This is a genomic window from Streptomyces sp. NK15101, from assembly GCF_020400725.1.
In the GTDB taxonomy this organism is placed as follows: Bacteria; Actinomycetota; Actinomycetes; order Streptomycetales; family Streptomycetaceae; genus Streptomyces.
Window position 1 is genome coordinate 51,769 of the sequence record NZ_JAINVG010000013.1, and the last position, 12,715, is coordinate 64,483.

Genomic DNA, 12,715 nt, shown 5'->3' on the forward strand with positions numbered 1-12,715 from the left:
CCCCCGATCCGCACCGAATCTCCCTGGGTACCACCTCGAATGCGGTCCCCGCCAGCGTTGCCGCTTAAGCTCGGACCGGGCGACCCGGCAGGGCGTCGCCCGCCACGGCCCGGGCCGATCGGGCGAGGAAAGTTGTGAGCAGGGTGTATTCGCAGGTCAGCAAGGCGATCAGGAGTGCGGGGTAAGGGGACGTGCACATCGTCATCATGGGCTGCGGGCGAGTGGGAGCCGCCCTCGCGCAGACCCTCGAACAGCAGGGGCACACCGTCGCGGTCGTGGACCAGGATCCGACGGCTTTCCGCCGTCTGGGCTCGGGCTTCGGCGGCCGGCGGGTCACGGGCGTGGGCTTCGACCAGGACACGCTGCGCGAGGCCGGGATCGAGGAGGCCGGTGCCTTCGCCGCGGTGAGCAGCGGCGACAACTCCAACATCATCGCGGCGCGGGTCGCGCGCGAGATGTTCGGCATCGAGAACGTGGCGGCGCGGATCTACGACCCGCGCCGCGCCGAGGTCTACCAGCGCCTCGGGATCCCGACGGTCGCGACGGTCCGCTGGACCGCCGACCAGATGCTCCGCCGGCTGCTGCCCTCGGGCGCGGAGCCGCTGTGGCGCGACCCGAGCGGTGGCGTGCAGCTCGCCGAGGTGCACACCTCGCCGGCGTGGATCGGCCACAAGGTGAGCCGGCTCCAGGAGGAGACCGGCGTCCGCGTCGCCTTCCTCACCCGACTGGGCGAAGCGATTCTGCCGACCTCGCAGACGGTGCTCCAGGAAGGTGACCTGGTGCACGTGATGATGCGTACGGACGAGATCGCGAAGGTCGAGGCGGCCTTCGCCGAGGGTCCCGAGGAGGGCGGTCACTGATGCGTGTCGCTATTGCGGGCGCGGGTGCGGTGGGCCGGTCCATCGCGGGCGAGCTCCTGGAGAACGGGCACGAGGTCCTGCTGGTCGACAAGGCGCCGACCGCCATCTCGGTGGAGCGGGTGCCGCAGGCGGAGTGGCTGCTGGCCGACGCCTGCGAGATCACCTCGCTGGACGAGGCGGCGCTGCAGCGCTGCAACGTGGTGATCGCGGCGACCGGTGACGACAAGGTGAACCTGGTCGTCTCGCTGCTCGCCAAGACCGAGTACGGCGTGCCGCGCGTGGTCGCCCGGGTGAACAACCCGAAGAACGAGTGGCTGTTCAACGAGGCCTGGGGCGTGGACGTGGCCGTCTCGACGCCGCGGCTGATGTCGGCCCTGGTCGAGGAGGCGGTGAGCGTAGGCGACCTGGTCCGGCTGCTCCGCTTCAGCCACGGCGACGCGAACCTGGTCGAGCTGACGCTCCCGCCGGAGTCGGCGGTCGCCGGCACCGCCGTCGGGGACGTGGCCTGGCCGCAGGACACCTCGCTGGTGACGATCATCCGCGGTTCGCGGGTGCTGACGCCGAGCGCCGAGGAGACCCTGGAGGCCGGCGACGAACTGCTGTTCGTGGCCGCGCAGGCCCGCGAGGAGCAGCTGGAGGACCTCCTCCAGGTGCGCCGCGAGACCGGGTCGGAGTCCTGACCTCCTGAGTGGGTACGTGGAAGGGCCCGGACCTGTCCGTCAGGTCCGGGCCCTTCCACGTAGCGCGTCTCAGGCCTCCGGGTGGCGCTGCGCGGCGGCCGCCTTGCGCTCCTTCTCGGCGCGCTCCTCGGCCTCCATCTCGGCGAAGACGTCGATCGGCGCCGGGGCCTTCGCGAGGAACACCCAGGTGAGGTAGACCGCGAGCAGGAACGGCGGGATCTTGAGGGCGACGAGCACCCAGCCGAACTTGGTGGTGTCGGCCCACCAGTACATCGGGAAGAGGATCGCGCACTTGCCGAGCAGGATCAGGCCCCAGGCCCAGCTGGCCTTGGTGTAGGCCTTCTTGCGGCCCGGGTTGCGGGTGCGCCAGGAGAGGTTCTCCTTGAAGACCGGGCCGAGGATCAGGCCGATCAGGGGCACTCCGGCGAGCGCGGTGATGATGTACGCCAGGGCGAGGCCCAGGGTGTAGAGCATGCCCGGCAGGTAGAAGTCCTTGGCGTTGCCCGTCATCATCGCGAAGACCACGCCGAAGGCGACGCCGAAGACGCCGCTGAAGGCGTGCTTGACGGTGTCCCGGCGGATCAGCCGGACGGCCACCAGGACCAGCGAGACCGCGAGCGCGGCGATCGCCGAGACGTGCAGGTCCTTGTTGACCGTGAAGATCGTGACGAACAGCAGGCCGGGCAGGACCGTCTCGATCATGCCCCGCAGACCGCCGAAGGCCTCGAAGAGCGCGGCCTCGGTCACGGCCTTGTCCGCCTGGGCGTCCTGGTCCGGGGTCGACCGGTCCGCGGTCGGCTTGTCGAGGGACGTCACCGGCTACTCCTGTCCGAGCGGTCGGAGCTCGTATTTGGGGTTGAAGAGGACCCGCCGGCCGTGGCTCATGGAGATCCGGCCGGAGGCGATCAGCTTGCGGCCCGGTTCGATGCCCACGATGGAGCGCCGGCCGAGCCACACGACGTCGAGCGGTGCCGTGCCGTCGAAGAGCTCGGCCTCCAGCGCGGGCACACCGGCCCGGGGACGCAGCGTGACCGTGCGCAAGGTACCAGTCACCTTGACTATCTGGCGGTCGGAGCAGTCGGAGATACGCGTGCACCCCGAGGCCTCGGCGTCCTCCTGGAGCTCCTCCGACTCCAGGTCCTCCGGGGAGGAGGAGAGCCGGTCGAGCATCCGGCGGAACCTTCCGGCCGGCTTCTCTGTACGCGGTGCAGCACTCATACAGAAAGCGTACCGGCCTGCGCTGTCACCGGAAGCGGCCCCGGACCACCCGTCCGTGCGCCTCCCGTTTCAGCGTTCGAAGCGGTATCCCATGCCCGGTTCGGTGACGAAGTGGCGCGGGTGCGAGGGGTCGGTCTCCAGCTTGCGGCGGAGCTGCGCCATGTAGACCCGGAGGTAGTTGGTCTCCGTGCCGTACGAGGGTCCCCAGACCTCCTGGAGCAGCTGCTTCTGGCTGACGAGCCGGCCGGCGTTGCGGACGAGGACCTCCAGGAGGTGCCACTCGGTGGGGGTGAGCCGGACGTCGCGTCCGTCGCGGTGCACCTTCTTCGCGGCCAGGTCGACGGTGAAGCCCTCGGTCTCGACCACGACGACCCCGTCCTCGGCGCCGCCGACCGGCTCGGCGCGGCGCACGGCCGCGCGCAACCGGGCGAGCAGCTCGTCCATGCCGAAGGGCTTGGTGACGTAGTCGTCGGCGCCCGCGTCGAGCGCCTCGACCTTCTCGTCGGAGGTCTGCCGGGCGGACAGGACCAGGATCGGCACCCTCGTCCAGCCGCGCAGGCCCTTGATCACGTCGACGCCGTCCATGTCGGGCAGTCCGAGGTCGAGGACGACGACGTCGGGATGGCGTTCGGCTGCGAGCCGGAGGGCGGTGGCGCCGTCGGGCGCGGCGTCGACCTCGTACTTCCGCGCCTTCAGGTTGATCACCAGGGCGCGGACGATCTGGGGCTCGTCGTCGACCACGAGGACCCGGGTCATGGAGGGGCCTGCCTTCTTCGTCATGTCGGTGGATACGGGGGGATACGGGGGTGAGTGCGGGTGCGGGGCACGGGACCGGCGGCGGGGCCGGGTCACGGGCCCGCGGGTCAGGTCACGGCGTGGGCCGGGAGGCCCGCGGGCGGGGCCTGGGGGCCGCCCGCCGCGGCGCGCAGGGTGAGCACCATGGTGAGGCCCCCGCCGGGGGTGTCCTCGGCGCCGAGCGTCCCGCCCATCGCCTCGACGAAGCCGCGGGCGACCGCGAGGCCGAGGCCGACGCCGGAGCCGCGCGGGGCGTCGCCGAGGCGCTGGAAGGGCTCGAAGATGCCGTCCTTGGCCTCGTCGGGGACGCCGGGACCGCGGTCCACGACCCGCAGCTCGACCCGGTCTCCCAGGGCGCTGGCGGCGACGTGGACGGGCACGTCCTCGGGGCTGTACTTCACGGCGTTCTCCACGATGTTGGCGACCGCCCGCTCCAGGAGGCCCTTGTCGACCTCGACCATGGGCAGGGTCTCGGGGATGTCGAGTTCGGCGCTGCCGTCCGGCACTCCCCCGAGGGCCATGGGGACGACCTCGTCGAGGTCGACGGCGTGGATCAGGGGGGTGACGGTGCCGGTCCGGAGGCGGGACATGTCCAGGAGGTTGCCCACGAGGTGGTCGAGGCGGTCGGCGCCGGCCTCGATGCCCTCCAGGAGCTCGGCCCGGTCCCGCTCGGACCACTCGACGTCGTCGGAGCGGAGGGAGGAGACGGAGGCCTTGATGCTCGCGAGCGGGGTCCGCAGGTCGTGGCTGACGGCGGCGAGCAGGGAGGTGCGGATCTTGTTGCCCTCGGCCAGCTTCCGGGCCTCCTCCGCCTCGCCGACGAGCCGCTGCCGGTCGAGGACGACCGCGGCCTGGGCGGCGAAGGCACCGAGCACCCGCCGGTCTTCGGCGGGCAGCACCCGGCCGGTCAGGGCGAGCGCCAGGTGGTCGCCGACGGGCATGTCCACGTCCGCGTCCTCCGGCCGGGCCGCGGGGTGGGGGCCGACGCTCGCCGCCCGTGTCCACGGCGCGGCCCCGTCCGTGCGCTCCAGGAGGGCCACCGACTCCATGGAGAAGGTCTCGCGGACCCGTTCCAGGAGGGCGTCCAGACTCGTCTCGCCGCGCAGCACGCTGCCGGCCAGGTAGGAGAGCGCTTCGGACTCGGCGCGCAGCCGGGCGGCCTGGTGGGTGCGCCGGGCGGCCAGGTCCACCACGGAGGCGACCGACATCGCGACGCCGAAGAAGACGGCGATGGCGACGATGTTCAGGGGGTCGGCGATGGTCAGGCGGTGGACCGGCGGGGTGAAGAACCAGTTGAGGAGGAGGGAGCCGGCGGCGGCCGAGGCGAGCGCCGGCAGGAACCCGCCGAGCAGCGCGGCGGCCACGGTCAGGGCGAGGAAGAGCAGCATGTCGTTGGCGAGACCGAGGTCGGCGTCCATGTGCGTGAGGAGCAGGGCCAGGGCGACCGGGCCCGCGACGCCGACGATCCAGCCGCCGAGGATCCGGGCGCGGCCGAGGCGGGCTCCGCGCGCGACGGGCAGGCCCCGGCCCTTGGCGACCTCGCCGTGGGTGACGATGTGGACGTCGAGGTCGGGCCCGGAGTCGCGGGCCACGGTCTGGCCGACGCCGGGGCCGAAGACGTACTGCCAGGTCGGGCGGCGGCTGGAGCCGAGGACGATCTGGGTGGCGTTGACCCCGCGGGCGAATTCCAGGAGCGCCGAGGGGACGTCGTCGCCGATGACGTGGTGGAACGTTCCGCCGAGGTCCTCGACGAGGGTCCGCTGGACGGCCAGTTCCTTCGGAGAGGCGGCGGTGAGGCCGTCGCTGCGGGCGATGTAGACGGCGAGGACCTCGCCGCCGGCGCCCTTCTCGGCGAGCCGGGTGGCGCGTCGTATGAGGGTGCGGCCCTCGGGGCCGCCGGTCAGACCGACGACGATGCGCTCCCGTGCCTGCCAGGTGGAGCGGATGTCGTGCTCGCCCCGGTACTGCCGGAGGTACTCGTCGACCCGGTCGGCGGTCCAGAGCAGGGCCAGCTCGCGCAGGGCCGTGAGGTTGCCGGGGCGGAAGTAGTTGGAGAGGGCCGCGTCGACCTTGTCCGAGGTGTAGACGTTGCCGTGGGCCATCCGTCGCCGCAGCGCCTTCGGGTCCATGTCGACCAGCTCGATCTGGTCGGCCCGGCGCACCACCTCGTCGGGGACGGTCTCCCGCTGCCGCACCCCGGTGATCGCCTCGACGACGTCGCCGAGGGACTCCAGGTGCTGGATGTTGACGGTCGACACGACGTCGATGCCGGCCGCGAGGAGTTCGGCGACGTCCTGCCACCGCTTGGGGTTGCGGGAGCCCGGCACGTTCGTGTGGGCGAGCTCGTCGACGAGGGCGACGGCGGGACGGCGGGCGAGGACGGCGTCGACGTCCATCTCGGTGAAGGTCGCCCCCCGGTGTTCCAGGGTGCGGCGCGGGACCTCCTCCAGGCCGTGCAGCAGGACCTCCGTACGCGGCCGCCCGTGGTGCTCCACGAACCCCACCACGCAGTCCGTGCCGCGCTCCACCCGGCGGTGGGCCTCGGCGAGCATCGCGTAGGTCTTGCCGACGCCCGGCGCAGCGCCGAGGTAGATACGAAGCTTGCCGCGTCCCATGGCTCGACCATACGTCCAGCCAATCGGACATTCCGTACGCGGGAGAGGCCGGGGGCGGTATTGACGTGATCCTGATGTGCCCGCGACCCGCTCCGCCGTCGGCGTGCCCCTGGCGTCAGTGCTCGATGACCTCGCCGTCGCGCAGCTCCAGGACCCGGTCCGCGAGGCCCAGGAGCTGGGGATCGTGGGTGGCGACGAGGGCCGTGCAGCCCTCGCTGCGCACCACCGCGCGCAGCAGCTGCATGACGGCTAGGCCGGTCTCCGCGTCCAGCTGGCCCGTGGGCTCGTCGGCTATCAGCAGCGCCGGCTTGTTGGCGAGGGCGCGGGCGATGGCGACCCGCTGCTGCTGACCGCCGGAGAGCTCGCCCGGCCGCTGGTTGGCGTGGTCGGCGAGGCCCACGAGCCCGAGCATCAGGGCGACCCGCTCCTCGCGCTCCTCGGGGTCCGCCTTGCGCAGCCGCAGGGGCACGCCCACGTTCTCGGCGGCGGAGAGGATCGGGAGCAGCCCGAAGGACTGGAAGACGAAGCCGATCCGGTCGCGGCGCAGCTCCAGGAGCCCGCTCTCGCCGAGGGTGGAGAGGTCGGTGCCGTCGATGACGATCCGGCCGCCGTCGGCGGTGTCGAGACCGCCCACGAGGTTGAGCAGGGTCGTCTTGCCGGAGCCCGAGCGGCCCTTGAGCGCGACGAGCTCGCCGCGCGGGATGTCGAAGGAGACGCCGCGCAGGGCGTGGACGGCGGCCTCGCCCGTTCCGTACGAGCGGCGCAGGTCCTCGACGCGGACCATCGGCGGTCCGGCCGGGTCCTCGACGACGGCCGTAGCGGACCTGGTGCTGCTCTCACTCACCCTGTGCTCCCCCTCCTCGAACATCTGCGCCGTCAGTATGGTCCGGGGCCCGGCCGGAGGACCAGAGCCGGGCCCCGGGCCTGTGGAAAACGGCCGGGGCGTGTCCGGGGCTGTGGAGAACAGCCGGGGCGCCGGTGTCCGGCCCCGCGGAAACGGCCGGTGGGCCGCTTCCCGTACGAGGGGTACGGGAAGCGGCCCACCGGCCGTGTCTCGATCGCGCCGGACCACCGGAGCGGACCGACGGGCACGCCGGACCACCGGAGCGGCCCGGCGGAGGGTTCAGCGGATCTCGGAGATCTCCGGGCCGCGCTGGAGCTGGCCCATGCCGCCGGAGAAGCGGGAGCCCTCCTGCTCCTCCTGCTGCACGCCGTCCGGCACCATCTGCGCGTCGTTCGGCAGCTTGAGGACGATCGGGTCGCGCGGGGCCATCGGGCCGTCGCCGCGGACGACCACGGTGTCCCGGACGATCTGCTCCAGGAGGCCGGCGGCCTCGGGCTGGACCGCGCCCTGCCCGGAGATCACTCCGCGCAGGAACCAGCGGGGTCCGTCGACGCCCACGAAGCGCACCAGCTGCACGCCGCGGTTGCCGTCCGGCAGCTGCACCGGGACCTGGGCCCGCAGCTCCCAGCCGAGCGGGCCCTCGACCTCGTCGATGGCACCGCCCTGCTGGATGATGCCGGTGGCGATCTCGTCGCGGACCTCGCCCCAGATGCCCTCGTTCTTGGGCGCGGCGAAGGCCTGCAGCTGTACGGCGCTGTCACGCAGGACGACGGTGGCCGCGACGATCGCGTCGCCCGCCACCTCGACCCGCAGCTCCATGCCCTCGACTCCGGGCACGAAGATCCCGCCGAGGTCCACGCGGCCCTCGTCGGGCTTGGCGACCTCGGAGATGTCCCAGGGCCCGTCGGGCCGGGGCGCCGGCGGAAGGTTCACGCGGCGCGGCTCGGCCGCGTCCTCGCCCTCCACCGCGTCGACGACCTGCTCGGCCTCGCCCGCCGCGTCCTCGGCGGCACCGCTCTTCTTGCGACGTCCGAACACGTCACTGTCCTTCCCGGTCGGATACGACCGAAGCGTATCGATTCCCACCCGTTGTGCCGTCCACGGCGGCGTGACCGCCGGTGGACCCGAAGCCCCCCTCGGCCCGCGCCGAACCGGGAAGCTCCGCCACCTCGTGGAAGCGGACCTTCTCGACCTGCTGGACGACAAGTTGGGCAATCCGATCGAATCGTTCGAACCGCACGTCCTCGCGCGGGTCGAGATTGACCACGATCACCTTGATCTCTCCACGGTACCCGGCATCGACCGTCCCGGGGGCATTCACGAGCGCCACTCCGCAGCGTGCGGCGAGACCGGAGCGCGGGTGCACGAAGGCCGCGTACCCGTCCGGCAGGGCGATGGAGACCCCGGTGGGCAGTACGGCCCGCTCTCCGGGGGCCAGCACGGCGGCCTCGGTGGTCACGAGGTCGGCCCCGGCGTCGCCGGGATGCCCGTAGGCCGGGATCGGCACGTCCGGGTCCACTCGCCGGATCAGTACGTCGACAGGGTTGCGCATCAGGGGTTCACCTCGAAGGCGCGGGCGCGCCGGACCTGGTCGGGGTCGGACATGGCGGCCCGGATCTCCTCCGGGCGGCCGTTGTCGATGAAGTGGTCGACCTTGACCTCGATGAAGAGGGCGTCGGCGCGGACGGCGACGGGGCCTTCGGGCCCGCCGATCCGTCCGACGGCGGTCGAGTAGATCTTGCGGCCGTGCACGGCGGTGACGGCGGCCTCCAGGTGGAGCACGGTGCCGACCGGGACGGGCCGGGCGAAGTCGGTCTCCAGGCGTCCGGTCACGGCGATGACCCGCAGCAGCCAGTTCAGGGAGCCGAGGGTCTCGTCGAGCGCCGTGGCGAGGACGCCGCCGTGCGCGAGGCCGGGGGCGCCCTGGTGGTCGGGGGTCACCGTGAACTCGGCGGTGACGGTCACGCCCTCGCCCGCGCGCGCTTCCAGGTGGAGGCCGTGGGGCTGCCCGCCGCCGCACCCGAAGCAGTACTCGTAGTGCGCACCGAGCAGCTCGCCGGGGGCCGGCGCGTCCGGGTGGCGTACCGGCGGTATGGCGTCGGGCGGCGGGGTGAGGGCGGCAGATGTTGCAGTCACAGCCGCAGACCTTACCCGCGCGGATGGGCGCGGGTCGCGCCGTGCCAAGCTTGGACGCATGCAGCCTTCCGCGCCGTCCCCGAGCCCCTCCCCCGCCCCCTCCGCCGCGCCGCGCTTCGACGAGCGGCTGACCGCGCCCCGTTCGTGGTGGGCGATCGTGGTGCTGCTCGGTCTCTCCGGCGGCCTCATCATGTTCCCGCTGGGCACGGTCCCGATGCTGGGCGGTCTGATCGTGGCGGCGGTGCTCGCCGGGATGGCGGTCTCCTCGTACGGCTCCGCCCGGATCCGGGTGGTGGCCGGTTCGCTGGTGGCGGGTGACGCCCGGATCCCGGTCTCGGCGCTCGGGACGGCCGAGGCGCTCGACGCGGAGGAGGCGCGCGCCTGGCGCACCCACAAGGCGGACCCGCGCGCCTTCATGCTGATGCGCAGCTACGTGCCGGGGGCGGTACGGGTCGAGGTGACCGACCCGGCGGACCCGACGCCGTACGTGTACCTGTCCAGCCGCGAGCCGGAGGCGCTGGTCGCGGCCCTGGAGGCGGAGCGCGCCTGACCCGGCGCGCCCGCTCTCGTCAGAAGCCCGGCTCCTCGGGGTTCTCCGGCTGCTCCAGCGGGGGCAGTTCCGGGAGGGCGTCCCAGGAGACCTGGCGGGCGCGGAGGTCCTTGCGGATGTGCGCGGCGAGCCTCTTGGTGTCACGGCGGTTCATGACGGCGCCGACGGCGGCACCCACCATGAAGGGCATGAGGTTCGGCAGGTTGCGCACCAGGCGTTTCATGATCTGCTGGCGCAGTTCGCGCTTGAGCTGACCGCCGAGCGCGGCGTTGACCGTGGTGGGCCTGGTGGGGTCGATGCCCCGCTCCTCGGACCAGGAGGTCAGATAGGCCGCCGAGCGCTGCATGAGCCGGCCGGGAGGCCGCAGTCCGTAGACCTCGTGCAGTTCGGCGATGAGTTTGATCTCCACGGCGGCGACGCCGGTGATCTCGGCCGCCAGCTCGGCCGGCATGGCCGGGGGCACGGGGAGCATGGCGGCGGCGCCGACGCCCGCGCCCACGGTCGAGCTCGCGTTCGCCGCGCCGGCGACGAGTTTGTCGGCGAGCTCCTCGGGGCCGAGGCCGGGGAACTGTCTGCGCAGGGTCGCCAGGTCGCGGACGGGGATGCGCGGGGCGAGGTCGATCAGCCGGTCGGCCAGGTAGCCGAGGCCGGCCCTGGCGCTGTCTCCGCCGCGCTTCACGCCCTGCCGGACGCCCTGCGTGACGCCGCGCCGGACGGCGTCGATCCGGTCGGAGCCGATCCTGACCCGGTCGAGTCGGGCCCGGGCGGGGTTGGCCAGCCGCCTGACGGCGCCGAGGCGTCCGCCCTGCAGGTCTTCGGCCCGTGCGGCCCGTGCGTCGCCCTGTCCCGCCGGCAGGCGCGCCGGATCCGTCTCGGCGACCTCGATGACCGCCTCGAGCGAGGCCGGGAGGCCTCGCTCGTCGTCACGTGCGCCGAGGGAGGGCAGGGAGGCGGTGCGCTCGGCTTCAGGGGCCTCCTGGGCGCCCTCCGCCGGGCCTGAGCCGCCCTTGTGCGTCTCCGGTCTCCCGGGGAGCCGCAGACGCCGCTTCCGGGACGGTGTGTCGCCTGCCACGGCCGAGCGGTCTCAGTCGCAGTCGCGGCAGATGGGCTGGCCGTTCTTCTCCCGGGCCAGCTGGCTGCGGTGGTGCACGAGGAAGCAGCTCATGCAGGTGAACTCGTCGGCCTGCTTGGGCAGGACCCGGACGGCCAGCTCCTCGTTCGAGAGGTCGGCGCCGGGAAGCTCCAGGCCTTCGGCGGCCTCGAACTCGTCGACGTCGACGGTCGAGGTCGACTTGTCGTTCCGGCGGGCCTTCAGCTCTTCAAGGCTGTCCGAGTCGACGTCGTCGTCGGTCTTGCGTGGGGTGTCGTAATCCGTTGCCATGTCGCTCTCCCCCTCTGGGTGGTTGCGGTGTCTCCAGCGCACGTAACGCGTGAGAGGTCGGACTTGTGCCCGACCTGAGGCGGAGATTTTGCCTCACATCAAGGTCTGTTACTCAATCGACACCCGTCGCGCCCTCTCACGAGTGATCGGCTTCGGGTGGCGAACCGGACCGTACACGGTCCTCCGGACGGCCCTCACAGGCGCCACCCCGTGTACTTCCCGTCATTCCGGGCCCCGGAAACCCGGACTTTTCCTGGTTTTCCGAGGGATTTCCCGGTCACGGAGAGTGGAGGGCCGAACACCCTCTCCTGTGATCGATCACACATGAGCGTCTCAGAATCGGGGCTCCGGAATTCCGCGCAAAGCGAACGGAACCGGTCGGCTCGTGCAGTGTGTCAGATCGGCAGAGTGACGCGCATCACGAGTCCGCCGCCCTCGCGCGGCTCCGCGATGATACGGCCGCCGTGGGCGCGGGCCACGGACCGGGCGATCGACAGGCCGAGACCGACCCCCTTGTCGCTGCCGGTCCGCTCCTGCCGGAGCCTCCTGAACGGCTCGAAGAGGTTGTCGATCTCGTACGCGGGGACCACCGGTCCCGTGTTCGAGACGACCAGGACCGCCTGGCCGTCCTTGGCCTCGGTGGTGACCTCCACCCAGCCTCCCTCCGGCACGTTGTACCGCACGGCGTTCTGCAGCAGGTTCAGCGCGATCCGTTCGAGGAGCACGCCGTTGCCCTGGACGACGGCGGACGCGCGCGCTCCCCGGATCTCCACGCCCTTGGCCTCGGCCTCGGCGTGCACCTGGTCGACGCCGCGCTCGGCGACCTCGGCCAGGTCGACGGGTTTGCGCTCGATGATCTGGTTGTCGCTGCGGGCGAGCAGCAGCAGGCCCTCGACCAGCTGTTCGCTGCGCTCGTTGGTGGCGAGCAGGGTCTTGCCGAGCTGCTGGAGCTCCACCGGCGCCCCGGGGTCCGACAGGTGGACCTCCAGGAGGGTGCGGTTGATCGCGAGCGGGGTCCGCAGCTCGTGCGAGGCGTTCGCGACGAAGCGCTGCTGGGCCGTGAAGGCCCGCTCCAGGCGGTCCAGCATCTCGTCGAAGGTGTCGGCGAGCTCCTTGAGCTCGTCGTCGGGGCCGTCCAGCTCGATCCGCCGGGACAGGTCGGATCCGGCCACCTGGCGGGCGGTACGGGTGATCCGGCCGAGCGGGGAGAGCACCCGTCCCGCCATGGCGTAGCCGAAGGCGAAGGCGATGATGCTCAGGCCGAGCAGGGCGAAGAGGGACCGGCGCAGGAGGTCGTCCAGGGCCCGGTCGCTCTGGTGTCGCAGGCAGAGCGTGACGGCGTCGTTGAGCTGGTCACCGGTGGGGTTCACGGGCAGCTGGCAGATGGAGCTGGTGGGCTGGACCGTGCCGTTGACGACCTTGAAGGGCAGCTGGGAGGTGCTGTCGCTGAGCGCCTGGGCGGTGAAGAGGTAGATGATCGACAGCAGCAGGATGCCGGCGATCAGGAACATCCCGCCGTACAGCAGCGTGAGCCGTATCCGGATGGTGGGGCGCAGCAGCGGCCGCACGGGGTCCCGGGGGTCCCAGGTGGGTTTCGGGGGCGCCTGGGGGTGGGGCGCGGGGGTCGTGGCCATCG

Annotated in this window: 14 protein-coding genes; 3 read left to right on the top strand and 11 right to left on the bottom strand. The window is 72.3% G+C overall.

Features of this window, described 5'->3' with window-relative positions:
* Positions 1-191: 191 nt before the first annotated feature.
* Both K7G60_RS10190 and K7G60_RS10195 read left to right on the top strand, forming a co-directional pair.
* Entirely contained in the window at positions 192-860 is a 669-nt protein-coding gene (locus K7G60_RS10190) for a TrkA family potassium uptake protein (protein WP_041131658.1), read from the top strand.
* Complete coding sequence (locus tag K7G60_RS10195) at positions 860-1,540, top strand: TrkA family potassium uptake protein (RefSeq protein ID WP_225800495.1); 681 nt, start codon at positions 860-862, stop codon at positions 1,538-1,540. The genes K7G60_RS10190 and K7G60_RS10195 overlap by 1 nt, the downstream gene beginning before the upstream one ends.
* 69 nt (positions 1,541-1,609) lie before the next feature.
* Here K7G60_RS10195 and K7G60_RS10200 read toward each other — a convergent pair whose 3' ends face one another.
* The 8 genes from K7G60_RS10200 to K7G60_RS10235 form a co-directional block, all read right to left on the bottom strand.
* Entirely contained in the window at positions 1,610-2,356 is a 747-nt protein-coding gene (locus K7G60_RS10200; protein ID WP_225800496.1) for a DUF3159 domain-containing protein, read from the bottom strand.
* A 3-nt stretch (positions 2,357-2,359) separates the two neighbouring features.
* Positions 2,360-2,758: an OB-fold nucleic acid binding domain-containing protein gene (locus tag K7G60_RS10205; protein ID WP_015036728.1), complete on the bottom strand. Its 399-nt coding sequence runs from the start codon at positions 2,756-2,758 to the stop codon at positions 2,360-2,362.
* Positions 2,759-2,827: 69 nt separating this feature from the next.
* The gene (locus K7G60_RS10210; protein ID WP_225800559.1) at positions 2,828-3,514 is read right to left on the bottom strand and encodes a response regulator; all 687 of its coding nucleotides are present in this window, start codon (positions 3,512-3,514) and stop codon (positions 2,828-2,830) included.
* A 107-nt stretch (positions 3,515-3,621) separates the two neighbouring features.
* Positions 3,622-6,168, bottom strand: coding sequence for a sensor histidine kinase KdpD (locus K7G60_RS10215; RefSeq protein ID WP_225800497.1), 2,547 nt, complete (start codon positions 6,166-6,168; stop codon positions 3,622-3,624).
* A gap of 115 nt (positions 6,169-6,283) precedes the next feature.
* Positions 6,284-6,952, bottom strand: coding sequence for an ABC transporter ATP-binding protein (locus tag K7G60_RS10220; RefSeq protein ID WP_225800560.1), 669 nt, complete (start codon positions 6,950-6,952; stop codon positions 6,284-6,286).
* A 339-nt stretch (positions 6,953-7,291) separates the two neighbouring features.
* On the bottom strand, positions 7,292-8,050 hold the full coding sequence (locus tag K7G60_RS10225; RefSeq protein WP_225800498.1) for a DUF3710 domain-containing protein: 759 nt from the start codon (positions 8,048-8,050) through the stop codon (positions 7,292-7,294).
* Between the two features lies 1 nt (position 8,051).
* Complete coding sequence (gene dut / locus K7G60_RS10230; RefSeq protein WP_225800499.1) at positions 8,052-8,564, bottom strand: dUTP diphosphatase; 513 nt, start codon at positions 8,562-8,564, stop codon at positions 8,052-8,054.
* Entirely contained in the window at positions 8,564-9,148 is a 585-nt protein-coding gene (locus K7G60_RS10235) for a PaaI family thioesterase (protein ID WP_225800500.1), read from the bottom strand. The genes dut and K7G60_RS10235 overlap by 1 nt, the downstream gene beginning before the upstream one ends.
* A gap of 58 nt (positions 9,149-9,206) precedes the next feature.
* Here K7G60_RS10235 and K7G60_RS10240 point away from each other — a divergent pair, with 58 nt between their 5' ends.
* Complete coding sequence (locus tag K7G60_RS10240) at positions 9,207-9,698, top strand: DUF3093 domain-containing protein (RefSeq protein WP_225800501.1); 492 nt, start codon at positions 9,207-9,209, stop codon at positions 9,696-9,698.
* 19 nt (positions 9,699-9,717) lie between these two features.
* On the opposite strand, the gene K7G60_RS10245 is transcribed toward K7G60_RS10240, so the two are convergent.
* From K7G60_RS10245 to K7G60_RS10255, 3 genes are all read right to left on the bottom strand, one after another.
* Positions 9,718-10,770 (bottom strand): EcsC family protein, encoded by a 1,053-nt coding sequence (locus K7G60_RS10245; RefSeq protein ID WP_225800502.1) that lies wholly within the window; start codon positions 10,768-10,770, stop codon positions 9,718-9,720.
* Between the two features lie 12 nt (positions 10,771-10,782).
* Positions 10,783-11,079 (bottom strand): DUF4193 domain-containing protein, encoded by a 297-nt coding sequence (locus K7G60_RS10250; RefSeq protein ID WP_003955561.1) that lies wholly within the window; start codon positions 11,077-11,079, stop codon positions 10,783-10,785.
* Between the two features lie 395 nt (positions 11,080-11,474).
* A complete protein-coding gene (locus K7G60_RS10255) occupies positions 11,475-12,713 on the bottom strand; it encodes a cell wall metabolism sensor histidine kinase WalK (protein WP_225800503.1) in 1,239 nt (412 codons plus the stop codon).
* Positions 12,714-12,715: the final 2 nt, after the last annotated feature.

Coding starts and splice junctions, on each gene's coding strand:
- dut (WP_225800499.1), bottom strand. CDS start 8,564: ATGCGCAACCCTGTCGACGTACTGATCCGGCGAGTGGACCCGGACGTG.
- K7G60_RS10205 (WP_015036728.1), bottom strand. CDS start 2,758: ATGAGTGCTGCACCGCGTACAGAGAAGCCGGCCGGAAGGTTCCGCCGG.
- K7G60_RS10220 (WP_225800560.1), bottom strand. CDS start 6,952: ATGGTCCGCGTCGAGGACCTGCGCCGCTCGTACGGAACGGGCGAGGCC.
- K7G60_RS10195 (WP_225800495.1), top strand. CDS start 860: ATGCGTGTCGCTATTGCGGGCGCGGGTGCGGTGGGCCGGTCCATCGCG.
- K7G60_RS10250 (WP_003955561.1), bottom strand. CDS start 11,079: ATGGCAACGGATTACGACACCCCACGCAAGACCGACGACGACGTCGAC.
- K7G60_RS10240 (WP_225800501.1), top strand. CDS start 9,207: ATGCAGCCTTCCGCGCCGTCCCCGAGCCCCTCCCCCGCCCCCTCCGCC.
- K7G60_RS10255 (WP_225800503.1), bottom strand. CDS start 12,713: ATGGCCACGACCCCCGCGCCCCACCCCCAGGCGCCCCCGAAACCCACC.
- K7G60_RS10210 (WP_225800559.1), bottom strand. CDS start 3,514: ATGACCCGGGTCCTCGTGGTCGACGACGAGCCCCAGATCGTCCGCGCC.
- K7G60_RS10215 (WP_225800497.1), bottom strand. CDS start 6,168: ATGGGACGCGGCAAGCTTCGTATCTACCTCGGCGCTGCGCCGGGCGTC.